This window comes from Acinetobacter sp. CY81, from assembly GCF_059515925.1.
The window spans coordinates 450,040-472,575 of the sequence record NZ_JCAKNC010000001.1 but is presented as its reverse complement, the minus strand read 5'-3'; the positions used below and the strand labels follow the sequence as shown (position 1 = coordinate 472,575).

Genomic DNA, 22,536 nt, shown 5'->3' with positions numbered 1-22,536 from the left:
TATGCCACGTATTAAAGTTCTTCCACATGCGCAAATTTGCCCACAAGGTGCCGAGTTTGAAGTTGAACCACATGCAAATCTTTGCGAAAGCCTACTGAAAAATGGCATTAAAATTGAACATGCATGTGATATGTCTGCTGCATGCACAACTTGTCATGTTGTGGTTCGTAAAGGCTTTGATGGTCTAGACGAAATGAATGATGTCGAAGCAGATTTACTTGATCGCGCATGGGGCTTAGAACCTGATTCTCGCCTCTCTTGCCAAGTGAAAATCGAGAATGAAGACTTAGAAGTTGAAATTCCAAAATATACGATTAACCACGCATCTGAAAATCACTAAGATAATTTCAAAAATAAAAAAGGTCGCTTAAGCGGCCTTTTTTTTAAAACTTAAAATTACAACAGAGGCAGTATCAAGTTTTATAACCCTACAAATCTATGAGATTATTTCACTTCATCTTCAGGATTAAGTTTTACCACACCTGCAACCGTCGTTAAACGCTGTTGCACCTTCAATCGCTCAACCATTTTCTCAAGTACTGTGACCAATTCAGGATATTCGTAGTTCTGAATTTCCTCTAAATTAAGTACCAGCTGAAAACCTTTGTACTCATAATCAAACCATTGCTGATTATCTTCTCGAGCACTATATTTTTCCATAACTTGCCAGCTTTTCACATCACCTTGAATACCTTTTAATTCAACAGGTGCTTGTGGTGCACATAGGTAATGATTACGTACTAATTTATAAGTTTCATCTGAAATCAAAATTTCATCAATATCTGCTGCACTTTGTAGACGAGCTGCCAAGTTCGCGTCACGACCAACAATCGTATATGCCATACGATGTACTGCACCATAGTTTCCAACGTGACAATAACCTGTACTCACGCCCATACGAACATGTAAAGCGGGATACCCCATCTTCACCCAACGCTCACGCAAAAATTTCATTTGCTGACGCATTGCCATAGCCATATCAATACAGTTCTTGGCATCCTGCTCTACACCTTGCGAATCAGGATCACCAAAGAAAATAAGGATGGCATCACCCATAAACTTATCAATCGTTCCGCCATATTGCTTCGCAATCTCAGTCATGTGACTCAAATAATCATTGAGTACAAATGCCAAATCATCAGGAATCAATGTTTCGGATAACTCTGTAAAACCCTGAATATCTGAAAAGAAAATCGTGATTTTTTTACGTTTATATTCTAATTTTGCTTCTGATTCACCACGCATAATCGACTGCCAAAGCTGAATCGGGGCATAACGACTCAACTGATTTGACAACTCAATATAACGATTCATTTCTTTAAAATAAGTTTGTCGTTGCATATCAAGCTTAAGTACACGACGATTTTGATAATAATTGGTGAAATTCACAAATATGATCGTACATAAACAGGAAACAACCGAAAGCTCAATCGAGGTTTGTTGAAAATAATCATCAAAACCATAAAAGAAAATCGTATTGATATAAAAGACAATAATCCCAAGCAAAATAGCAATTGAGCTAATCATCATGGCAATTTTGTTATTAAAAGCGGTATAAATCAGTACAAACAACAAAACGAAAGCGACCAACAGACTTAAGTGTACCGCTGCTAATGCAGAAGACACCACAACAACATCTATCAGGAAAAAACCGTTACGACGCGCCCGACTGCCATATTTATATTGAATGACATGAGAAATTTTCGGCGTAAATAACAAAACGACAAATACAAATATAGGAAATAAAATCTGATAATTTGTATTTGGTGAAGTGAAATAATAGACAACAACAAGCAATGCCACCATTAAGTACCCCATAATCCTTTGGAGCACTTCAAATTGTTGTGGTTCTTTGTCCAGCATTCTTTCCATTGGCAATTGCTATTACCTCAAATCACACTGTTTTTTATAATATTATTTGATATTTATGAAAAATCAATCCATACGCCAGTCAAAAGGCATATCACCTTGACCACGTAGTGCAAGCATCAATGTTTGACGCATATGCGCAAGCACATCATTACTATAAGGAATCGCTGGCGCAGCACCCCAAACTGGTTTTGGCCAAGCCAAATCATTTTGGTAACGCACAACATGATGAAAATGTAGTTGAGGAACCACATTGCCTAATGCAGCAACGTTCATTTTATCTGCACGGAATACTCGTGATAGTTGGCTAGACAACCAACTAGATTCTCTTAAGAACTGTTCTTGGTCAGCTTGGCTTAATTCATACAACTCCGTCACACCAGGTACACGAGGAATAAGGATCAACCACGGAAATTGCATATCATTCATTAAACGACATGTAGAAAGCGGAAAATCGCCAACAAAAAAAGTATCTTGAGCAAGTTGTGGATGCAAACTAAACATATATTTATAAATGACGCAAAATTAAATTGATAAACCAATACTAACACAACAGTTTTGAGCTGAATATTATTAGTATGCCCTTTTGATATAAAAACATTTGCAAAATAATTGATTTGTAAAGTGTGCGTAGATCGAATGCTAAAACCTTTAAAATTAAGCCTGTCTTGATGCGTATTTCAACCTCAAAAACAAGTTCATTTTATTAAGTTTTTAATATGAGATATTCTTATAGAAATGCCTATTCTTAAACAACAATTCAGTTAAGACCATAGTTCACGTCAATCATTGTTAAGTTGCATTCAAATTTTGTAGCAACTGCTCAAGCAAATCATTGGCGAATTGAATACGTTTTTCAGACTCCTCCAACATCACCATCACCTTAAGGCGTTGCCCTCCATCCATACGGAAGAAAGTCGGATGTTTTTGCATCATCTGAATAATACTAATTGCCTGTACAGGCGTATCAGGTGAAAATTCTATACTGCCACCATGTGTACCTAAATCAATCTTTGTAATGCCCAATTGCTCAGCTTTAATCCGAAGTTGATGCACACTAAATAGATATTTAACTTGCTGTGGTGGCACGCCAAAACGATCGATCAGCTCCATACGAATATGGTCTAATTTTTCTTGTGAATCCGTATTACTAATTCGCTTATAGAACATCAAGCGTTGATGTACATCACCAAGATATTCATCAGGGATCAGTGCAGGAATATGTAAGCTAATTTCAGAGGTTAACGATAATGGTGCATCGAAATTCGGTGTTTTCCCTTGCTGAATCGCTTTAGTGGCTTTTTCAAGCATTTCCATATACAGACTATAACCTATTGCATTCATCGAACCACTTTGCTGTTCACCTAGTAATTCACCTGCACCTCGAATTTCTAAATCCTCTGTCGCCAACATAAAACCAGCGCCTAGATTTGAAGCGCGTTGAATAGCATCTAGACGTTTCTCAGCATCGCCTTTTAAGCCCTTAATCGATGGCACCATCAAATAAGCATAGGCTTGATGATGAGAACGTCCAACACGTCCACGTAGTTGGTGAAGCTGTGCTAAACCCAACTTATCTGCGCGCTCGATGATAATAGTATTGGCATTTGGTACATCAATCCCCGTTTCAATGATCGTCGAACATACCAACACGTTGTATTCTTTATGATAAAACTGCTGCATCACTTGTTCGAGTTCACGCTCACGCATTTGTCCATGCGCTACTGCCACTCGTGCTTCTGGAACAAGTACACGGATATTCTCCGCAGCACGCTCTATAGTATCGACTTCATTATGTAAGATATAAACCTGTCCACCGCGAAGCAATTCACGTAAAATCGCCTCTTTCATCGTGGCTTCTGTTTGCTCATTCACAAATGTTTTGACTGCTAAACGACGTGCAGGTGGTGTTGCAATAATCGACAAATCACGCATTCCAGAAAATGCCATATTAAGTGTTCTTGGAATCGGTGTTGCTGTCAGTGTCAGCATATCGACATCGGCACGCATGGCTTTAATACGCTCTTTATCACGCACGCCAAAGCGATGTTCTTCATCGACAATCATTAAACCCAAGTTCTTAAATTGCACATTTTCCTGCAAAATTTTATGCGTACCAATCACAATATCAACCTTACCATCGATAAGATCTTCAATCGTTTTGGTGTGTGCTTTATTCGAACCAAAGCGAGATAGCACTTCAATACGAATTGGCCAATCTGCAAAACGGTCTTTAAACGACTCATAATGCTGTTGTGCAAGTAGCGTTGTGGGTACAAGTACAGCGACTTGCTTGTTATTTTGAACAGCGACAAAAGCAGCTCGCATAGCAACTTCAGTTTTACCAAAGCCAACATCACCACATACCAAGCGATCCATCGGTTTCGCAAGTTGCATATCATGTAATGTTGCATCAATCGCATTGGCTTGATCTAAAGTTTCTTCATAAGCAAAACCGCTAGAAAATTGCATATATGCCGATTGGTCCAGTTCAAAACTAATCCCCGGTTTAGATTTACGACGTGCCTGAATATGTAAAAGTTCTGCCGCAACATCATGAATCTGTTCTAATGCTTTACGTTTTGCCTTACTCCACGCATCTGTACCCAATTTGTGTAATGGTGCTAAATCTGGATCACCACCACTATAACGACTAATTAAATGTAAATTAGTAACAGGAACATACACTTTAGCGGCATCTGCATAGTCCAATTGCAAAAATTCATGATCTTGATCATCAATACTCAGCGTCACCAATCCTGCATAACGTCCTACACCATGATCAATGTGCACCACAGGTGAACCAAGACTTAACTCTGTTAAACTCTTAATCAAAAACTCTTCAGAGACTTCATGCTGACGTTTACGACGACGCTGAACGACACGATGTTCGTATAATTGATTTTCAGAAATGACCGTCAATTGATCTGCAACCACTAAACCACGTTCTAAAGGAGCATTCGTTATTGCAACAGAGTATTGATTTTTAATAAATTGATTATAGTTTTCAACAACAGGAATTTCACCCATACTGGCACGTAGAGAATCTTTTAAAGACTCACGACGCCCCGCACTTTCAGCAACCAACAAGACAGGATGATTGGCTTGATCAATGTAGCTCTTGACCAGGTGAAAAGGACGTTCATGCTTAGGATCTACAGGAAGTCGAGGCAATTCCAAGGTATGTAGATTAATCGCACCTGCTTTTTCATCAATTACTTCAGGAGTTGCAATGATTCTGGAAAATTGATTGAGCTGTTCAAAAACCTGATTCGGTTGAAAAAAGACATCTTCAGGTGGCAATAAAGGTTGATCAACATTGTGACGTCTATCTTCATAACGTCGATAAACTTCTTTCCAAAAACCTGTTAAAGCATCATCGATTGTCTTATCTGTAATGACAATAGAATGACTTGGTAAGTATGATGTAATAGCAGATTGATCATGCATAACTGCTTTATCAAAAAATAGCGGAAAATAAAAATCTAAACCTGGCGACGCAATGCCTTCCATGACATCTTGATAAATTGGATTTTTCTTTGGATTTGAGTTTGGAAATGCTTCTGCATAACGATCTCTAAAGGTTGATCGCCCTTCTTTTAATGGAAACTCTTTTGCTGGTAGTACCGTGAAGGCTTCAATTTTATTACTGGTGCGTTGAGTTTCAGGATCAAAAAACTTTAAAGTTTCAATTTCATCATCAAACAAATCAATACGAATTGGAGCATCTTGCCCAGAAGCGTAAATATCCATAATACTGCCACGAACAGCAAATTCACCATGATCGTAAACAGTATCAACCAAGTGATAACCTGCTTGTATCAAGCGACGCTTCTGTTGTTCCAAGTCAAACTTTTGTCCAACCTTAATATCAAAATGCTCTCCCAACACCCAAGATGTTGGTGCAACTCGCTGTGCTAAGGTCGTACTCGAAAGCAATAACACACCCTTTTGAGGCATATTCGATAAAATGGCTAATCGTTCAGAAACAATATCTTGATGGGGTGACAGGCGGTCATAAGGAAGGATTTCCCAATCTGGAAAAATCGTTGGCTTAATTCCGTAGAATTCTAATTCACTTTCAAGCTGACCTAAATGCTGATTATTTCGGGCAACCAATACAAATAATCGTTCCGAACTTTCTGCTATTTCTTTAAATAACAAAGCTGCAGCAGATCCATGAATGGTACCTACCCATCTTTTTTCATTCGATTTAAGTTGTTTTATATTGAGTTGTGAAATTTCATTCTGAAACATGAAGATCGCTTTAAGGTCTAAATGACATGAGCGCTATCTTATCATGTTGAATTCCTGCAATGCGTGAATTTTACATGCTGAAATATAGTGGTTTAATTAGAAAAATAGGTTTGAGTTACTCTCTCACTTACAGCTACTGAAAAGCATTTACTCTTATTTTTCACGTTTGAACTGACGGTAGTAGTCATTTAACAAAGCAATATAAGCTTTGAGTTGCAATAAATTTTCTTCAGTATTACCCAATCGCACAACAAATCGCTTATTGGCAATTTCTAAATCAATTTTTTCATTGATTAACATGGCTTTGAAATACAAATCTTTCAGATCATCAAATTTTTTCAGCTTACGATTCGAGAAATATTCGAGTCGCCCAGACAAATCATTCAGTACAAAACCATCAACAATAAACCCTTGTTCATCATTAAATTCGATTCGATTTTGCTCCATAAAAACCTGTTCAGCAGATGGTTTCTTGGTAAAAATTTGCGCAAGTTTATTCAACATAATGAAAGTGGTTGCTCATAAAAGAATGTTTTAGGATTTTAATCCAAATCAGCCGATTAATCTTTAGAGTATCAAATAAAAATCATGTATTCTGAACCAATAGCATTGCTATATCATTCATTTTTGGCAACCACACCATGAAAATGGTTTGCTACTCTAAATTTAAGGGCGTTATAAAGATTGTTATTTCAAAACATCTACTACCGCCCTAAAAACCAACCATTGACTTATGACTCAGGATTTTCAACCATATTGATGCTGAAGATATTCAACGATTTTTTTAGATTCAAACAACTTTGATCCTGTATTTGGATCAACCAAATATGGCACCTGAATATCCAACGCATCACGATTCATGATTTTTACGACACTTTCACGCTTACCACCAGCCAATGGAATATATTGTCCCGGTTTTAAACGGAGTATTGCAGGACCTTGATCTTGCCAACGCTCTTTAGGTACATTATTGAATTTAAATGGCAGTTCCAACTCTGTCAGTACACCACGAACCACACGTGTATAAGGACTTGCTTCAAATCCCCATAACTGCAAAAGTTGCTCTGGTGCTTTTCGATCAATGATTTTCTTATTGATAAATACACCACGTACACCATTGACTAAAGTTCCAGCGAATGCAACCACAGGTAGTTTAGGATAATGTGAATATTTCGAAGGCGTGCGACCCGTATTTCCATAATGTTTAAATAGATAATGGATAATGTCCTGTGATTCATACAGTTTTTCACCTGTATTTTCATCTACCAAGAATGGAAACTGTCTTTTACCACCCAAATCTTTGACAACTTTACGGTATTTCGTTCCACCTTTTGGACAGGGATAAACTTCATAATCCAAATTGAGTGTGGTTAATACCTCTCGCACACGACGGCAAAATGGTGAACCCTCAAATTCATAGAGTTTCAACGCCTTTTCAGGTTGCTTAGGAAATGGTGTACCTGAAACACCACGACCACCTTCAGTCACTCCTGATAGCAAAGCTTGTAAAACTTTAATTTGATGATTCACCATTTTATTTTCCTTTTAATTTTTATTTCAAAGCTACTTTTTCAATCAATTTCTTTTCAGTCACTATCTAATTAGAAATCAACTAATTTCTCTTTAGCAATGATGATGCCGTTATTATCTGCATAAACATAATCACCAGATTGAACAGTCACACTGCCAAAACTCAGACTAATATCTACTTCACCCAAACCTTTACGGTTACTCTTTTGAGGGATCGCAGCTAAAGCATGTACACCCAAATTTAATTCAGCAATCGCATCCACATCACGGACACAACCGTAGATAATCACACCACTCCAATGATTCTTCACTGCTGATTCAGCAATCATGTCACCCATCAAGGCACAGCGCATCGAAGCACCACCATCGACAACCAAGACCTTACCTTGACCATCTGTGGCTAAAAGCTCTTTAACACGAGAGTTGTCTTCAAAGCATTTCACTGTAACGACTTGACCACCGAAGCTCTTTATAGCGCCATAGCTTTTGAAAAACTTACCATCAATCGACGGAGAAACGACTTGAAAATCATGCTCTGGATGATCATCTAATAAATCACATGTCACAAATGCTGGAGTAGACACCGTTGAATTCCCTCTTATTTGATATTTTGAATCTGTAAATTATCATAAATTTTGAATTTTTCAGTTTGTGACTGCGCCACCTCGACCATAGTATGAGCCACCTGATCCGCTGTCACTGGCTTATATTTAAAAGACTTCGGCATAAAATGCGATACTCGTTTAAATACAGCCTGTGAAATATCCTCTAAAGTCCGCGACTCACTACGCTCACCCAATAACAATGAAGGTCTAACAATAGAAATACGTGCCAAAGCAGATTGTTCTAAATGTTTTTCTAGCTCACCCTTTACTTGATTATAGAAAAATGGAGAATTTTCATTTGCACCTTCAGCACTCACCAATAAATAATGTGTGTCAGTCGCTTCAAACAAATCTGCAAAGTGAGCATTCATCTCAAAATCAATTGTATAAAATTGAGCTTTAGAACCCGCTTTTTTAATTGTGCTGCCCAAACAACTAAAAGCATGACTGCAATCCGTCACATCCTGATCATTCAACATCAGAAAGTCTTCGACAACCAATTGCTCAACTTTATTCATAGTTTTAAATTGTGCATCTTCTTTACGTACAATGACCAATATAGAGTCGCATGTAGGTAAATTTTGTAATTGATTTACCAACTTTCGACCAACCAATCCTGTTGCCCCAATTACCACCGCCTTACTTATTAAATTAGTCATTTTTTAATCATTCCCTCTCAGATTCATCTAATTTAACGGATTATATTGATTTTATATGCATCTAAAATGTTGTCAAAGCATGTCAAGACTTGACTTTGGTGACTCAATTAATCACAATGTGGCACTTGTTTACGGGCTGGTGAAAATTCTTCTGATGAAGGTTTTTAGATGTAATTTCAGCCCGCCCAGACCAATCTATTTTCAAGGAGTGCACGAGTGGCAAACTCTGCTCAAGCTAAAAAACGTGCTCGTCAAAACGTTAAAGCACGTAAACACAACGCTAGCTTACGTTCAATGGTTCGTACATATCTTAAACGCACAGTTGCAGCTATCGCAGCTGGTGACTATGCAGCAGCTACTGAAGCTTACAAAACTGCAGTACCTGTAATTGACCGTATGGCTGATAAAGGCATCATCCATAAAAACAAAGCTGCTCGTCACAAGAGCCGTTTAAATGCACAAGTTAAAGCTTTAGCTGCTAACTAAGTTGCATTGTAAAAAAGCCCTTTTAAGGGCTTTTTTTATACCTAAAATTCGTACTTTTAATGCTATTTACACCCATAAAGTATCGAGCCACGAACTACATACCCCATCAAAAGATTTAAAAACTTAATTTTCAAATCACTTCAATGATAAATCCTTAAATTTACGAATTGCCAATTCATGTCGCTCACCACGCCAAATCCAGCGCAACTTAGAATCTAAAAACTCATCACCTTCAAACCAAACAAATAAACCTTCCATCATCAATGGCCAATCTCTTTGATCCAAATTGGTTCTACCTGAAATTACAGTAATGATCGCAGCCAAAATCGTGTCATGGCTCACTGCTAAACTCAGTCCATTTTTATGCTGCGGATGAGTGTTATAGATCAACTCAAGCACATCAATCACTCCACCAATCGGATGTTTCATACCTGGCAAAGCATTATTTACAAAGCTATTAATAAAGCCTAAAGCACCCTGATCTTTGAAATATGGTCCTGCTTGTTGAATATCCAAAACAAAGCTACCTGGCTCTACCAGCAATCCCTGTTCAACGATTTCAATATGATGTGTATTCGGCTGAATAATCTGATCAGCACCCTCAATCATTAACGCAGCTGTGTCTACACAACGCTGAATCGGGCTGGAGATACAATGCTGAATGACTCGATCTGTGTTTTCAATTAAATGTTGTCCCCAAGCCTGCGCAAGTTCACGACCCGATTCTGTTAATTGCAAGTCATACCCCGCCAAACCCTGACCAGCAACTTCCTCACGGACAGAATGACGTGTAAACAAAGTAACAGGAATCTGTTGATCTGGGAGTAAATCCAATGCACTTAACATGCTTGGTGGTAACAACTTTAGTGACATATCAACTTGAGAATGATTGAACTATAAAGAGACTATACCATGTGTCTATTTTCAAAACAGACTATAAACGGACATTGGTTAATGCATCTAAAGCCAATTTTTCATTATCCTTATCTCTAAATGCGATAAACCCATCATTTAAAACAGTCTCTCTTTGATTATAAGTGAAAGGAATCGCATTTAAGCTCACTAATCCTCCACCAATACTTTCCAATAAACCCTGACCCGAACTGGTATCCCATTCCGATGTTGGGTGAAATCTTGGGTAAATATCAATTTCACCTTCAAGCATCATACAAAACTTATACGCACTTCCCGCCTCACGACGAATTACTGGATTTTCTTGTTCAAGGTATTCAATATATTGCTGATATTTAGGATTCTTACTACTGTGGCTTAAACCGACTTGAATCGCATCCGTTTCATTTTCTTTAAACTTACAGTAACGTTCCCACGTTTTTTGACTAAACGAATATTTATAAGGCAATTCAGTCAAATATCCCACATACATCACTTGCTCAGTAGGCACAGCAATCACAGAAAAAACAGTTTGGTTATTTTCAATCAAACTTAGATTAATCGTAAATTCATCACGCTCATGAATAAATTCTTTAGTGCCATCCAAAGGATCCAACATCCAACACGTTGCCCATGAATGACGTGCTGAATGATCATTTTCCTCTGACAGCACAGGAATATCAGGGCTTAAAATAGCCAGTTGATCAATTAAATAGGCATTTACTTTTAAATCTGCTTGAGTCACAGGCGAATGATCATCTTTTTCTATGATTTTAAACTCGCGCCCAGCGCAATAATTTTGGTATTCTTCCAATAGAATTTTACTTGCAAACGCCATGATAGGGACCAAATTTAAAATTTGTTGATCTTGTGGTGCTTGAGTTGTAATAAACATGGATAAAAACCTATTTTATGTCTGATTTAAACAAGCCGATTATCATGTTTGATATGGACGGCACCTTACTCGACCTTGCCTTTGATGATCTGATTTGGAATTACAAACTTCCAGAACGTCATGCGCAAGCACATCAATGTACTTTAGCGCAAAGTCATGACACTTTGTATGCATTCTACCAAGAACATAAGCATACACTATCATGGTACTCATCTCGCTACTGGACGGCTAAAGTCGGTGTTGACGTATTACAATTACAATACGACTTTAAAGATAAAATCGGTCCGCGCACAGGCTGTTTTGAACTCTTAAAAGCGCTGAATAAACAAGGCTATCGTTGCTGGTTACTCACCAATGCAGATTGTGCAGGTTTGAAATTAAAACTTGAAAATGTCGATCTCAGCCCATATTTTGAAGTCATGATCAGTAGTGAAGAAATTGGATACTCAAAAGAGTTCGTAGAATTTTGGCAAATCCTTCAACAGAAACATCCGTTTAATCCAGATAATGCCATGATGATTGATGACACAGCCAATGTACTTCATGGCGCTGAAAATTTTGGAATAGCACATCTTGTTACGATCACACAACCATCAAGTGATCGCCCTGAACGCAAACTCAATGAGCTTGAATACCCTGCTATTAATGATCTCACTGAATTATTAAGCTTATTAGACATGATTGAATCAAAGGAAATAAATGTCAAAACAGCCTGAGCAACCAAACGAATCAATACGCATTGATAAATGGCTTTGGGCAGCTCGTTTTTTTAAAACACGCTCAATTGCCAAACATGCAATTGAAGGTGGAAAGGTTCACCACAATAATGATCGCGTCAAAGTTTCTCGTGAAGTCCGCATAGGCATGGAGCTTACAATACAGCAAGGCTTTGAGAAAAAGACTGTTGTAGTTAAAGCTCTTTCTACAGTGCGCGGTGGCGCACCTGCCGCACAGCTTTTGTACGAAGAGACTGCGGATAGCATTGAAAAACGCGAGTTGCTTTCTTCACAAAGAAAATTGCATAATCTTGCACGACCTGACCATCGACCAAGTAAAAAAGATCGTCGAGATATCAGCAAGTTTAGACAAGAAAACGATCAACAATTTGATCAGCAATGGTCTTATGATGATGAATAGCAGCGCGACAGTTTATGTCGTAGCTAATTAGAATGACATAGAATACAGATTTTTTTTCTGTCACTATAAGCATTGTGGACATGAGACTTTATTTAATACATCCACTTAAGTTATTAGTGATATTACATCGTTTTTGAGGTTATGAGATGGATGAGAACAAAAGCAAAGCGCTAACAGCTGCCTTAAGTCAAATTGAAAAACAATTTGGTAAAAATTCAGTGATGCGTTTGGGTGACAATACCGTTCAAGCGGTAGAAGCGGTATCAACTGGTTCTTTAACCCTTGATATTGCATTAGGTATTGGTGGACTCCCAAAAGGTCGTATTGTAGAAATCTATGGTCCTGAATCTTCAGGTAAAACCACGATGACTTTACAAGCGATTGCTCAATGTCAAAAAGCAGGTGGAACATGTGCGTTTATCGATGCAGAACACGCATTAGACCCACAATATGCTCGTAAGCTTGGTGTCGACTTAGATAACCTTTTAGTTTCACAGCCAGACCATGGTGAGCAAGCACTTGAAATCGCTGACATGTTGGTACGCTCTGGTGCAGTAGATATGATCGTTGTCGATTCTGTAGCTGCACTTACACCTAAAGCAGAAATTGAAGGTGAAATGGGCGACTCTCATATGGGACTGCAAGCACGTCTTATGAGTCAGGCGCTACGTAAAATTACAGGTAATGCAAAACGTTCAAACTGTATGGTGATCTTCATTAACCAAATTCGTATGAAAATTGGTGTGATGTTTGGTAGCCCAGAAACAACAACAGGCGGTAATGCACTAAAATTCTACGCTTCTATTCGTCTTGATATCCGTCGTATCGGACAAGTAAAAGAAGGTGATGAGATTGTTGGTTCTGAAACACGTGTAAAAGTCGTGAAAAACAAAATGGCACCTCCATTCCGTGAAGCCATTTTCCAAATCATGTACGGTAAAGGCGTGAATCATTTAGCTGAATTGGTTGATCTTTCTGTTGCTCAAGAGCTTGTACAAAAAGCAGGTGCGTGGTACTCATACCAAGGCAATAAAATTGGTCAAGGTAAAAACAACGTCATTCGCCATTTAGAAGAAAACCCTCAATTGGCAATTGACTTAGATCGCATGATTCGCGAACGCCTACTCGTGACTGCAAATCCAGCACCTGTAGAGGAAAAAGAAGAAGAACCTGATTTTCTAGATGTTTAAATTCTAATTATCTCGTTAAACTATAAAACGCCCTCTTGGGCGTTTTATTTTATATGCCAGTGAACCAATGACACTATGAATGATTCTTCAAAAGATGCTCAGTTTCCTCAGCTGATTGACTACCAAAAGCTTAAAGAACAGTATGGTGATGAATTTGGCTCCAAAAACTCAGGCTCATCCGATTTATCAAATTCAAATAACTCAGAATTAATATTCAATCATCAACATAACTCAAAAAAATCTAATGATTCCAATGACGAGAATTCTGAAGATAAAGAAAAATCAGACCAAAAGAATAAGCGCCCAGGACTGACAGGTACACGTTTAAGATCCTATGCTTTTGCAGTACTTACACGTAAAGAATATTCTAAAAAAGATCTCATTGAAAAACTTGCTTTATATGCAGAGAATCGTGAAGAAGTACTCACTCTAGTAGAGGAACTCTCAAGAGAAAACTACCAAAGCGATCAACGTGTTGCTGAAATGGTCGTTCGAAGTCAAATAAGAAAAGGTAAAGGACCTAATCGCATCAAACTTGCGTTACGTGCTAAGAGTATAGATAAAGAACTTGCGCAAAATGACATGAATGAAATTGATTGGTATGACGAAGCATATCAATTAAAAGTCAAAAAATATGGTGTTGAAGTCAGCAAAGACCCAAAAATAAAAGCCAAGCAGATTAGATTCTTACAGTATCGAGGGTTTGAAATGGATGCAATTATGAAAGCAATTTCTCGTAAAAATAGAGATGAAGAATAAGAAATAACATTGAAGAATAATTCAAAATTAAATTAAAAAAGTAGATGGGTTTAATGGGTTTGAAAATATTAATTATTATTAAATTGAAGATAATCAGTATAAAACTGGTGGCAACCCCACTAGCAAAACTTCGGCACATCATATTTCTGATACCGTTGCTACCTTCCGGTCCTGGCGGGGTTTTCAGAGTACAATTGCGAAGCCACCAGCGGGGCTACCATTGCAAGATGAGAGTATAGAGATTTTTACAAATCTTGCAAGAGGCTTTTCACAATATATCCAAGTGTTTCATTCATCTGATTATTTTACAAACAAGGTGTTTGAAATTAATACAATCAATCTATCCAACACATGAATGTTCATATATTTATTTGTATAAGAACATTGTAAATACGTATTGCAATTCGATCGTAGGCTGTTTTAAATTGGATAAAATTTTAACTTTCTTATTTAATCGATTTTATAGATTAAACACTTGATATTTTGGATTAATAAAATGCTCATTAAGCATACGCTACTTGCTCTATCACTTACATTCATTAGTATCGGGCAAGTTTATGCCAATATTCCAATCGAATCTCGGGGGTTAAGCCAGAGCAACGCTGGTACTTTCAATACTCCACCAGCGACCACATCTACAGCAAGCAATACCAGTTGGGATTTAATTCAGCAAAATCAACGCCTAGAAAATCAATTACGTGATCTACGTGGAAAAATCGAAGAGCAAGATCATCAAATTGATCAGCTCAATAAAGAGTTAACCAACCGCTATACAGACTTAGATCAACGCCTAGAGCTCTTACAGCAAAAAATCGATCCTACTGATGAAGCCACACCAGAAGGTGAGCCTGAACAAACCACGCCGACCAATGCGACTCCAAACAACACACAGCCTGCGAACAGCCCTACTGCATCAACAGATGGGCAAACAGCAAACAGCAATAATCAAGCTGAATTAGATAAGGCGGCTTACACCGTTGCACTAGAAGCCTATAAACAAGGTGGTGCTAAAAAAGCAATCGCGCCTATGCAAAACTTTGTAAAAAACAACCCGAACAGTATATATACCGGGAATGCGTACTTTTGGTTAGCTGAATTCAATTTAGCTATTGAGCCACCCAATTACGATGAAGCTAAAAAAAACTATGAAACGGTGGCCGCTAAATTTCCAGATTCAGGCAAAGCAGCACGATCACTATATCAACTCTATAGTATTGCAAAAGATGTAAATAAGAATACCCAAACAGCTGAAGTCTATAAAAAGAAGCTCATTACCACTTACCCACAATCTGAAGAGGCAGGTTTCTTTAAAAATAGCTAATTTAGATTGATGTAATAGCTTAAAGACCAAAAAAAAGACATCCTAAGATGTCTTTTTTATTAACTTGGCATTCATTCTAAATTAATCAGTTTTATACTGATTTCAATATCCTGATGAACATTTAAACGCTAGGAAATTTAGATACGACTTAACGCACAATACCACGCTTAGATTCAACCAATGAATTAATCAGCAACTGGACTTCAGCAACATTTGGTAAAATATCAGCCGTAATTTGCTCTATCGCCTGCTCCGTGGTTAAACCTGATTTATAAATCAGCTTAAAAGCATCACGCAAACCATTAATCACTTGCTTAGACCAACCTTTCCGGCGCATACCTTCAAGATTAAGACCAAAAGCATGTGCTGGGTTACCAGATGCCATCACATAAGCAGGAACATCCTTAACAATAAGAGATGCCCCACCAATCATGCTATAAGAATCAATCTTACAGAACTGATGAATACCTGAGTTACCACCCACAATCACGAAATCAGCAATCTGTACATGGCCTGCAACGCCCACATTATTCGCAAAAATATTGTTATTTCCAACAACACAGTCATGCGCAATATGAGTATTGACCATCAATAAATTATTACTGCCCACTTTGGTTAACGACTTATCCTGAACCGTGCCACGATGCAGACTACAATGCTCACGAATTTTATTGTTATCACCGATCTCCAGCCAGGTTTCTTCACCTGCATACTTAAGATCTTGACAAACTTCGCCCACACTTGCGAATTGGAAAATTTCATTCCCTTCGCCTATACGTGTGTAGCCACCAATCACCACATGAGAGTGGATTGTCGTACCTGAACCAATGGTTACATTTGGGCCAATAATCGTGTAAGGACCAATTTTGACGTCTTCAGCAATAATTGCTGAAGCATCAATAATTGCAGTAGAATGAATTAAGTCGTTTTTACTCATGCCTGCTCTAGTTTCTGATGAGAGATAATAATTTCAGCTGTCGCTGCCATCACACCATCAACACTGGCAGTACATTGGTATTTGTAAATGCCGCGTTTTTGCATAATGAGTTCCGATTTTAACACGAGTTGGTCACCCGGAACGACTTGTTTTTTAAAACGAACCTTCTCTGCACCAGCAAATAAGAACAAAGAACCCGGTTGTGGTTTCTCATTGTTCATAATAAAACCAAGCACACCAGAAATCTGTGCCATCGCCTCAACGATGAGAACACCCGGCATAATTGGATAACCTGGAAAATGTCCCTGCATGAACTCTTCGTTTATCGAAACATTCTTATAACCCACAACACTGTTTTCATGTACTTCAGTCACACGATCAATCAGTAAAAATGGATAACGATGCGGAAGATACTCACGAATCGTTTGGATCTGCATTGGTAATTCAGGAACCGCGAAAGGTAAAGTTGAAGACTCAGTCATAATTATTTACGCAAATTTAAAGTTGATTCGATTGACTCGATTTGAGACTGCATATCATCCATTTTTTTCACAAGTTTGGTCAATGGCACATCTGCTAATTGTCGAAGGCGAACGACTGTACGTTTCCAATGATTAGTTTCAAATTGTCCCGTACCTGAAGAATAAGAACCCGGCTCAGAAATATTTTTTGAGACCATTGACATACCAGTCACAGTGACGTTATCAGCAATATTTATGTGCCCAACGATACCAACACCACCTGCAAGTACACAGTTTTTGCCAATCGTGGTACTACCAGCAATACCACTCGTTGCAGCTATAGCTGTATTTTCACCAATGCAAACGTTATGTGCGATTTGCACAAGGTTATCAATAATGACACCACTTTCAATAATTGTGTCATCGAGCGCTCCCCGATCAATACTACAATTTGAACCAATTCGGACATCATTTCCGATACGTACCGAACCAAGTTGTGCGATTCGATTCCATTTCCCTTGATATGGTGCAAAGCCAAAACCTTCACCACCAATCACAGTATTTGCATGGATCCGGACACGGTCTGCAATCTTGGATTTACCAGTTAGAGTGACATGTGAATCGATAAAGCAATCCCGACCAATTTCTACATAATCATCAATTTTAGTATGAGATTGAATAATACTATTCGCACCGACAACGACATTTTCACCAATTACAACATAATGACCAATATAGGCGTCATCAGCAACAATAGCAGAAGGATCGATTTGAGCGGTTGCCTCAATGCCACGCTTAGTGACTTTGGATTCAAAGGCATGCGTCAGAATTGCAAAAGCAAGATAGGGGTTTTTAACAACAATGAAATTTTGATGAGTTGATAGCTTAACTTTCATTTCAGCAGTCACGATTAACGCACCTGCTTGAGAAGATAACGCTTCTTCTAAATATTTTTCAGCATTCACAAATGCAATGTGATGCGATTGTGCTTGGGTTAAACTGGCAAGACCGACCAAATTAAGATTGGATTGACCAATTGGCTCACCCTGAACAAGTTGAGCCAAATGATCGAGTTGAAACTGATTTGATTTCATTGCTTATTTGATTGCATTAACCTTTTGAATCATTTTAGCAGTTAAATCATATTTTGAGTCAAATGCCAATGCAGCATTTTTATTTAAAACCAAATCAAGGCTATTTTCTTGACGAAGCTGTTCTGCAGCTTGTTTTACACGAGCTTCAAAAGTTTTATTCGTGTTTTGAATCGTCGTTTGAACACGTGATTGAACACTTTGCTGCAAGGTTGTGAATTCAGTCATTTTAGCTTGATACTGAGTCTCAATCTGCTTCAGATTTATACCTTGTGTTTGAGATTGTTTTTGTAAAGCAGCCAACTCTTTATTCAACTGTTCAAGTTTAGATGCTTGAGGTTTAATAGATGCCTCTAAACTTGCATTTTGTTGCTTTAAGTACTGACTACTCTCTACCACTTTCTCAAGATCAATAACACCATAACCAGCTGCATTCACTACTGCAGACAATCCAAGCGTTAAAATCGCCAAGCTTAATTTTTTCATTGTTATAACGCCTCTTTCACAAATCAAGTCACATCGATTTCAAATGAGTAGCGATCGTACTTAGAAAGTACGACCGATCTCAAATTGAACATTCTTGGTTTCATCACCCAACTTATCATTTAATGGGAATGCATAACTCAGAGATAATGGACCAATCATAGTAATCCAAGTGAAGCCAACACCTACGCTATAACGCATATTGTCTGTTTTAAAACCATAGTTATCTTTACAATATTGCTTAGCATTTACTGATGGATTTGCAGCATTTAAATACAAATCACCACGTGGAATATCACATTGAGTATCAAAAACTTGTGCACCTTCAGCAAAGATCACCGGACGAACTTGGCGCGCCCAATCACCCTTAAATGGCACAGGAAGCACCAATTCAGTACCAAACTGAACCAAGGCATTACCACCCACTTCCTCAGGATCACGATCTAATTGATTTTGCTCATTGAACGTCACACCAGGATATTTAGGGCCTAAAGTACTGTTATCATAACCACGTACTGAACCATAACCACCTGCATAGTAGTTTTTGTAAAATGGTAAATCATTACCAAAACCCAACTTACCATAACCACGAAGCACAAAGTCCTTACCTAAAGGGAAGAAAGCTTGAGCATCGTAAGTCACTTTTTGGAATTCAACATCACTACCTGGTAGCGCCACTTCAGCATTCACACGATGCGACATACCAGAAGTTGGGAACATAGGTCTATTTAAAGTATTGTATGACCAGCCTAAATTTAGATTATAGGTTAAGAAATCACCTTTAAATTCATTTTCAAAAGTTTCCCAACCTTCATCATTTACACCACAAGTATTCGTAGTCCCATTCCACAACCCTGTTGGGCAATATGTTCCAGTTTGGCCAGTTCCTTTACCACCATTAGCAAGTAAATAATCACGCACATAAGTTGAAACATAAGGACCTGTAGTCACTTCGGTATTATCGATATTTAAGCCGGCACTGACACTTTGATTTTCATCAATTGGATAACCAAATGTTAAACCACCACCAAAACTATCCGTTACATAGTTATTAACGTTGTAATCATCGTCCAGCTTGGTTTTACGGTAATACATATTATAACCGCGACTCACACCATCAATCGTGAAGTATGGATCAGTGACGCTGAGGTTATAATAATCTTGCGTTTCAGAACGCGAGAAATCCATGGAAACACGATTACCCGTACCTAAGAAGTTCGTTTGGCTCAAACCTGCTTGGAAGGTAATACCACCATTTTGTGAATAACCTACCGCTAAAGTACTTGTTCCCGAATGTTGCTCTTCGACATCGACATTCAAATCAATCTGATCAGGTGCACCTGGCACACGAACAGGTTTGACATCCACTTTACTAAAGAAACCTGTACGCTCTAAACGGATTTTGGAAAGCTCAATCTTCTCATTACTTGCTAAAGCGCTTTCCATTTGGCGCATTTCGCGACGTAATACTTCATCAGCAGTCTTGGTGTTACCACTGAAATTAATACGACGAACAGTGACTTGTGAACCTGGATTAATATAATAATTCAATGCAACAGTATTATTCGCATTGTTAATCTCTGGAACAACATTGACTTCAGCATAGTAATACCCAGCATTACCATATTTTCTTTGAAGTAATTGCTTAACAGCATTTACTTTCTCTTGAGAATAGACATCACCATCTTTATAAAGCTTAAGCGCTTCTAAATCTTCGGTTTTATAAAGGGCATCACCTAAAAATTTAGTTTCTGCAAACTTAAACTGTTGACCTTCATTCAATGAAACCTCAATGAAGATACGCTTTTTGTCTTCACTGATATTTAGGTTAGAGTCATTAATTTCAAAATTAATATAACCCTTGTTCAAATAAAGTGCGCGAAGTGACTCTAGACTTGCTGCCATTTTTTCACGCGCATAACGATCATTGCGTGAAATTACCGACATCCAACCACTTTCTTTAACTGCAAAAACTTGCTTAATCTCATCTTCTTTAAAGACAGTGTTACCAATGATGTTGATATCAAATACTTTAGCTGCTTTACCTTCATTAAAATCAACATTCAACTCAACACGGTTATTTGGACGCGCAACTGTCTCAACCTTTACATCAGCATCATAACGACCTTGCTGAACATATTGTTGTTCCAATTCCGTTTCTAAAGTTTGCACTGCAGATTTAGTGAAAATTTCACCCTCAGCCAAACCCATTTTCTTTAAACCTTCCTCCAAAGCTTCTTTTGGAATCAGTTTATTGCCTTTCAAGTTGATTTTAGCAATGATTGGGCGCTCAACCACTTTAAAAACTAAAACATCATTTTCTTTAAATGATTGAATATCATCAAATGCATTAGAGGCATACAAAGCACGAATGGCATTGGCAATTGCAGGATCATTCACACGCTCTCCCGCATTAATTGGCAACATTGCCAAAACATTGGCTTGAGTGAGTCGAACTAAACCATCTACACGCACATCCCGTGCGATGAACTCGTCTGCTGCATATACTTGTTGTACTGTTGCCATTGCGCTAACGAGTGCCAATGGCATAAATAAATGTTTGTGCTGCATGCCTATTGTTTTCCAGTAAGTTAATTTTTCATCAAACGCTATAAACGCATAAAGTCATTAAATATTGCAAGGAACATCATACTTCCTAACAATAACATACCTATTTTTAATCCAACCAATTGTATTTGTTCAGAAACAGGTTTACCACGAATTAATTCAATAAAATAATATACAAGATGCCCACCATCTAACATGGGAATCGGCAACAAATTCAAGATTCCCAAACTCACACTCATGAGTGCCATAAACGAAATGAATGTTTGCCAACCCATTTCAGCACTTTGACCTGCTACTTTTGCAATAGTGATCGGTCCTGATAGATTGTCTAAGCCAATTAAACCTCGAACCATCTTCACGATAGAGCTCAAGATCATTGAAGAAAGCTGACCTGTTTTTTCAACGGCAACCACAAAGGCTTCAGCAGGATTATATTGAATGGTTTGTTTATATTCAGCAGGAATATTGATTTGAGATGTTTGCGCTTGAACGCCCAACATACCCGTTGTATTCCCCATATTGTCACGTTTACCTTGTGGCATCACCTGTAAATTAACCACTTGACCATCACGTAAAACAGAAATAGCCAATAGCTTTTCAGGTGATTTTTGAACCACATCAACCACATCAAACCAATCTTTCATTGGTTGATTATCGATAGAGATAATCTTATCTCCCTCTTTCATCCCTTGGCGTACTGCTGCACCATTATCACTTAATTTGTAAACAACAGCAGGAATAACGGGTCGATATGGTGTAAAACCTAAAATATCTAGTGGTGACTGTGACTGATCTTTTAAGAAATCCTGAATAGGCAGTTGAACATTTTGAGCCTGACCATCACGCAAAGTTTCTAAATGGATATAACCTGTCTCACCTACACGATCAACTAGCGCGTAGTTGAGTTTTTCCCAAGTTGGAGTGTCTTGTCCATCGACAGCCACAATTTTATCACCAGGTTTCATTTGAACAGACGCGGCTGGTGTATTTTCAATCACTTTACCAATACGAGTATTCAATTGTTCTTGCGCAGGTAAAAATAAAATCCAAAATAAAAGCACAGCAAAAATCAGATTAACCAAAGGACCAGCCGCGACAATCGCAATACGTTTCCACGGTGATTGTCGATTAAATGCGTAAGGTAAGTCTTCTGCACTTACATTTCCCTCACGCTCATCCAACATTTTGACATAACCACCGAGTGGTAATGCAGACAGCTGATACTGGATTCCTGATTTTCTTGATGTCCATTTTAAAATCGTGGGACCAAAGCCAATAGAATAAACCAAGACCTTCACGCCAAGTTTTCTTGCAACCCAATAATGACCAAACTCATGAATAGCAATGAGTGGTCCAAGCAGAAGAATTGCAGCGACGATAATAAAAAGGACGTTCAT

Annotated in this window: 22 protein-coding genes and 1 other RNA gene; 7 read left to right on the top strand and 16 right to left on the bottom strand. The window is 38.1% G+C overall.

The window, feature by feature from the left end:
• Nucleotide 1: 1 nt before the first annotated feature.
• Nucleotides 2-340 carry an ISC system 2Fe-2S type ferredoxin gene (gene fdx, locus AC5YDM_RS02215; protein ID WP_496125254.1) on the top strand — a complete coding sequence of 113 codons (339 nt, stop codon included), beginning with the start codon at nucleotides 2-4 and terminating at the stop codon, nucleotides 338-340.
• Between the two features lie 104 nt (nucleotides 341-444).
• Here the strand turns inward: fdx and AC5YDM_RS02210 are convergent, their stop codons facing one another.
• The 7 genes from AC5YDM_RS02210 to AC5YDM_RS02180 all read right to left on the bottom strand — a co-directional run bounded on the left by AC5YDM_RS02210 (nucleotide 445) and on the right by AC5YDM_RS02180 (nucleotide 8,920).
• A complete protein-coding gene (locus AC5YDM_RS02210; RefSeq protein ID WP_496150504.1) occupies nucleotides 445-1,878 on the bottom strand; it encodes an adenylate/guanylate cyclase domain-containing protein in 1,434 nt (477 codons plus the stop codon).
• Nucleotides 1,879-1,935: 57 nt separating this feature from the next.
• Nucleotides 1,936-2,373: an HIT domain-containing protein gene (locus AC5YDM_RS02205; protein WP_496150503.1), complete on the bottom strand. Its 438-nt coding sequence runs from the start codon at nucleotides 2,371-2,373 to the stop codon at nucleotides 1,936-1,938.
• 288 nt (nucleotides 2,374-2,661) lie between these two features.
• Nucleotides 2,662-6,126 carry a transcription-repair coupling factor gene (mfd, locus tag AC5YDM_RS02200; RefSeq protein ID WP_496150502.1) on the bottom strand — a complete coding sequence of 1,155 codons (3,465 nt, stop codon included), beginning with the start codon at nucleotides 6,124-6,126 and terminating at the stop codon, nucleotides 2,662-2,664.
• A 153-nt stretch (nucleotides 6,127-6,279) separates the two neighbouring features.
• Nucleotides 6,280-6,630, bottom strand: a complete 351-nt coding sequence (locus AC5YDM_RS02195) for a hypothetical protein (RefSeq protein WP_496150501.1) — start codon at nucleotides 6,628-6,630, stop codon at nucleotides 6,280-6,282.
• 243 nt (nucleotides 6,631-6,873) lie between these two features.
• Nucleotides 6,874-7,659 carry a glutathione S-transferase N-terminal domain-containing protein gene (locus AC5YDM_RS02190; protein WP_496150500.1) on the bottom strand — a complete coding sequence of 262 codons (786 nt, stop codon included), beginning with the start codon at nucleotides 7,657-7,659 and terminating at the stop codon, nucleotides 6,874-6,876.
• Between the two features lie 68 nt (nucleotides 7,660-7,727).
• Nucleotides 7,728-8,240, bottom strand: a complete 513-nt coding sequence (gene rraA, locus AC5YDM_RS02185; protein ID WP_496150499.1) for a ribonuclease E activity regulator RraA — start codon at nucleotides 8,238-8,240, stop codon at nucleotides 7,728-7,730.
• A gap of 14 nt (nucleotides 8,241-8,254) precedes the next feature.
• Nucleotides 8,255-8,920, bottom strand: coding sequence for an NAD(P)H-binding protein (locus AC5YDM_RS02180; protein WP_496150498.1), 666 nt, complete (start codon nucleotides 8,918-8,920; stop codon nucleotides 8,255-8,257).
• Between the two features lie 216 nt (nucleotides 8,921-9,136).
• Between AC5YDM_RS02180 and rpsT the strand changes: the two genes are divergently transcribed.
• Nucleotides 9,137-9,406: a 30S ribosomal protein S20 gene (rpsT, locus tag AC5YDM_RS02175; RefSeq protein ID WP_067659159.1), complete on the top strand. Its 270-nt coding sequence runs from the start codon at nucleotides 9,137-9,139 to the stop codon at nucleotides 9,404-9,406.
• Between the two features lie 135 nt (nucleotides 9,407-9,541).
• Here rpsT and AC5YDM_RS02170 read toward each other — a convergent pair whose 3' ends face one another.
• Nucleotides 9,542-10,279, bottom strand: coding sequence for a histidine phosphatase family protein (locus AC5YDM_RS02170; RefSeq protein WP_496150497.1), 738 nt, complete (start codon nucleotides 10,277-10,279; stop codon nucleotides 9,542-9,544).
• 61 nt (nucleotides 10,280-10,340) lie between these two features.
• Nucleotides 10,341-11,192, bottom strand: coding sequence for a 3'(2'),5'-bisphosphate nucleotidase CysQ family protein (locus AC5YDM_RS02165; protein WP_496150496.1), 852 nt, complete (start codon nucleotides 11,190-11,192; stop codon nucleotides 10,341-10,343).
• A gap of 17 nt (nucleotides 11,193-11,209) precedes the next feature.
• Between AC5YDM_RS02165 and AC5YDM_RS02160 the strand changes: the two genes are divergently transcribed.
• The 4 genes from AC5YDM_RS02160 (at nucleotide 11,210) to AC5YDM_RS02145 (ending at nucleotide 14,278) form a co-directional block, all read left to right on the top strand.
• Nucleotides 11,210-11,908: an HAD-IA family hydrolase gene (locus AC5YDM_RS02160; protein ID WP_496150495.1), complete on the top strand. Its 699-nt coding sequence runs from the start codon at nucleotides 11,210-11,212 to the stop codon at nucleotides 11,906-11,908.
• Nucleotides 11,892-12,329: an RNA-binding S4 domain-containing protein gene (locus AC5YDM_RS02155; RefSeq protein ID WP_496150494.1), complete on the top strand. Its 438-nt coding sequence runs from the start codon at nucleotides 11,892-11,894 to the stop codon at nucleotides 12,327-12,329. The genes AC5YDM_RS02160 and AC5YDM_RS02155 overlap by 17 nt, the downstream gene beginning before the upstream one ends.
• Before the next feature lie 146 nt (nucleotides 12,330-12,475).
• Nucleotides 12,476-13,519 (top strand): recombinase RecA, encoded by a 1,044-nt coding sequence (gene recA / locus AC5YDM_RS02150; protein WP_496150493.1) that lies wholly within the window; start codon nucleotides 12,476-12,478, stop codon nucleotides 13,517-13,519.
• Nucleotides 13,520-13,594: 75 nt separating this feature from the next.
• Entirely contained in the window at nucleotides 13,595-14,278 is a 684-nt protein-coding gene (locus tag AC5YDM_RS02145; protein WP_496150492.1) for a regulatory protein RecX, read from the top strand.
• A 114-nt stretch (nucleotides 14,279-14,392) separates the two neighbouring features.
• Here AC5YDM_RS02145 and ffs read toward each other — a convergent pair.
• Nucleotides 14,393-14,489, bottom strand: an RNA gene (gene ffs, locus AC5YDM_RS02140) — signal recognition particle sRNA small type.
• 285 nt (nucleotides 14,490-14,774) lie between these two features.
• Between ffs and AC5YDM_RS02135 the strand changes: the two genes are divergently transcribed.
• Complete coding sequence (locus AC5YDM_RS02135; protein ID WP_496150491.1) at nucleotides 14,775-15,599, top strand: YbgF trimerization domain-containing protein; 825 nt, start codon at nucleotides 14,775-14,777, stop codon at nucleotides 15,597-15,599.
• 148 nt (nucleotides 15,600-15,747) lie between these two features.
• On the opposite strand, the gene lpxA is transcribed toward AC5YDM_RS02135, so the two are convergent.
• From lpxA to rseP, 6 genes are read right to left on the bottom strand one after another with little or no spacing between them, the layout of a single operon-like run.
• Nucleotides 15,748-16,536, bottom strand: coding sequence for an acyl-ACP--UDP-N-acetylglucosamine O-acyltransferase (lpxA, locus tag AC5YDM_RS02130; RefSeq protein ID WP_496150490.1), 789 nt, complete (start codon nucleotides 16,534-16,536; stop codon nucleotides 15,748-15,750).
• Nucleotides 16,533-17,018, bottom strand: a complete 486-nt coding sequence (fabZ, locus tag AC5YDM_RS02125) for a 3-hydroxyacyl-ACP dehydratase FabZ (RefSeq protein ID WP_496150489.1) — start codon at nucleotides 17,016-17,018, stop codon at nucleotides 16,533-16,535. Before fabZ ends, lpxA begins: the two co-directional genes overlap by 4 nt.
• Nucleotides 17,019-17,020: 2 nt before the next feature.
• On the bottom strand, nucleotides 17,021-18,091 hold the full coding sequence (gene lpxD / locus AC5YDM_RS02120; RefSeq protein WP_496150488.1) for a UDP-3-O-(3-hydroxymyristoyl)glucosamine N-acyltransferase: 1,071 nt from the start codon (nucleotides 18,089-18,091) through the stop codon (nucleotides 17,021-17,023).
• A 3-nt stretch (nucleotides 18,092-18,094) separates the two neighbouring features.
• Entirely contained in the window at nucleotides 18,095-18,574 is a 480-nt protein-coding gene (locus AC5YDM_RS02115; RefSeq protein WP_496150487.1) for an OmpH/Skp family outer membrane protein, read from the bottom strand.
• Between the two features lie 60 nt (nucleotides 18,575-18,634).
• Complete coding sequence (gene bamA / locus AC5YDM_RS02110; RefSeq protein ID WP_496150486.1) at nucleotides 18,635-21,142, bottom strand: outer membrane protein assembly factor BamA; 2,508 nt, start codon at nucleotides 21,140-21,142, stop codon at nucleotides 18,635-18,637.
• Nucleotides 21,143-21,180: 38 nt separating this feature from the next.
• A complete protein-coding gene (gene rseP / locus AC5YDM_RS02105; RefSeq protein ID WP_496150485.1) occupies nucleotides 21,181-22,536 on the bottom strand; it encodes an RIP metalloprotease RseP in 1,356 nt (451 codons plus the stop codon).

Coding starts and splice junctions, on each gene's coding strand:
- AC5YDM_RS02205 (WP_496150503.1), bottom strand. CDS start 2,373: ATGTTTAGTTTGCATCCACAACTTGCTCAAGATACTTTTTTTGTTGGC.
- bamA (WP_496150486.1), bottom strand. CDS start 21,142: ATGCAGCACAAACATTTATTTATGCCATTGGCACTCGTTAGCGCAATG.
- AC5YDM_RS02160 (WP_496150495.1), top strand. CDS start 11,210: ATGTCTGATTTAAACAAGCCGATTATCATGTTTGATATGGACGGCACC.
- lpxD (WP_496150488.1), bottom strand. CDS start 18,091: ATGAAATCAAATCAGTTTCAACTCGATCATTTGGCTCAACTTGTTCAG.
- mfd (WP_496150502.1), bottom strand. CDS start 6,126: ATGTTTCAGAATGAAATTTCACAACTCAATATAAAACAACTTAAATCG.
- fdx (WP_496125254.1), top strand. CDS start 2: ATGCCACGTATTAAAGTTCTTCCACATGCGCAAATTTGCCCACAAGGT.
- AC5YDM_RS02145 (WP_496150492.1), top strand. CDS start 13,595: ATGAATGATTCTTCAAAAGATGCTCAGTTTCCTCAGCTGATTGACTAC.
- fabZ (WP_496150489.1), bottom strand. CDS start 17,018: ATGACTGAGTCTTCAACTTTACCTTTCGCGGTTCCTGAATTACCAATG.
- AC5YDM_RS02155 (WP_496150494.1), top strand. CDS start 11,892: ATGTCAAAACAGCCTGAGCAACCAAACGAATCAATACGCATTGATAAA.
- rseP (WP_496150485.1), bottom strand. CDS start 22,536: ATGAACGTCCTTTTTATTATCGTCGCTGCAATTCTTCTGCTTGGACCA.
- AC5YDM_RS02165 (WP_496150496.1), bottom strand. CDS start 11,192: ATGTTTATTACAACTCAAGCACCACAAGATCAACAAATTTTAAATTTG.
- AC5YDM_RS02115 (WP_496150487.1), bottom strand. CDS start 18,574: ATGAAAAAATTAAGCTTGGCGATTTTAACGCTTGGATTGTCTGCAGTA.
- AC5YDM_RS02190 (WP_496150500.1), bottom strand. CDS start 7,659: ATGGTGAATCATCAAATTAAAGTTTTACAAGCTTTGCTATCAGGAGTG.
- AC5YDM_RS02195 (WP_496150501.1), bottom strand. CDS start 6,630: ATGTTGAATAAACTTGCGCAAATTTTTACCAAGAAACCATCTGCTGAA.
- lpxA (WP_496150490.1), bottom strand. CDS start 16,536: ATGAGTAAAAACGACTTAATTCATTCTACTGCAATTATTGATGCTTCA.
- AC5YDM_RS02135 (WP_496150491.1), top strand. CDS start 14,775: ATGCTCATTAAGCATACGCTACTTGCTCTATCACTTACATTCATTAGT.
- AC5YDM_RS02170 (WP_496150497.1), bottom strand. CDS start 10,279: ATGTCACTAAAGTTGTTACCACCAAGCATGTTAAGTGCATTGGATTTA.
- recA (WP_496150493.1), top strand. CDS start 12,476: ATGGATGAGAACAAAAGCAAAGCGCTAACAGCTGCCTTAAGTCAAATT.
- AC5YDM_RS02180 (WP_496150498.1), bottom strand. CDS start 8,920: ATGACTAATTTAATAAGTAAGGCGGTGGTAATTGGGGCAACAGGATTG.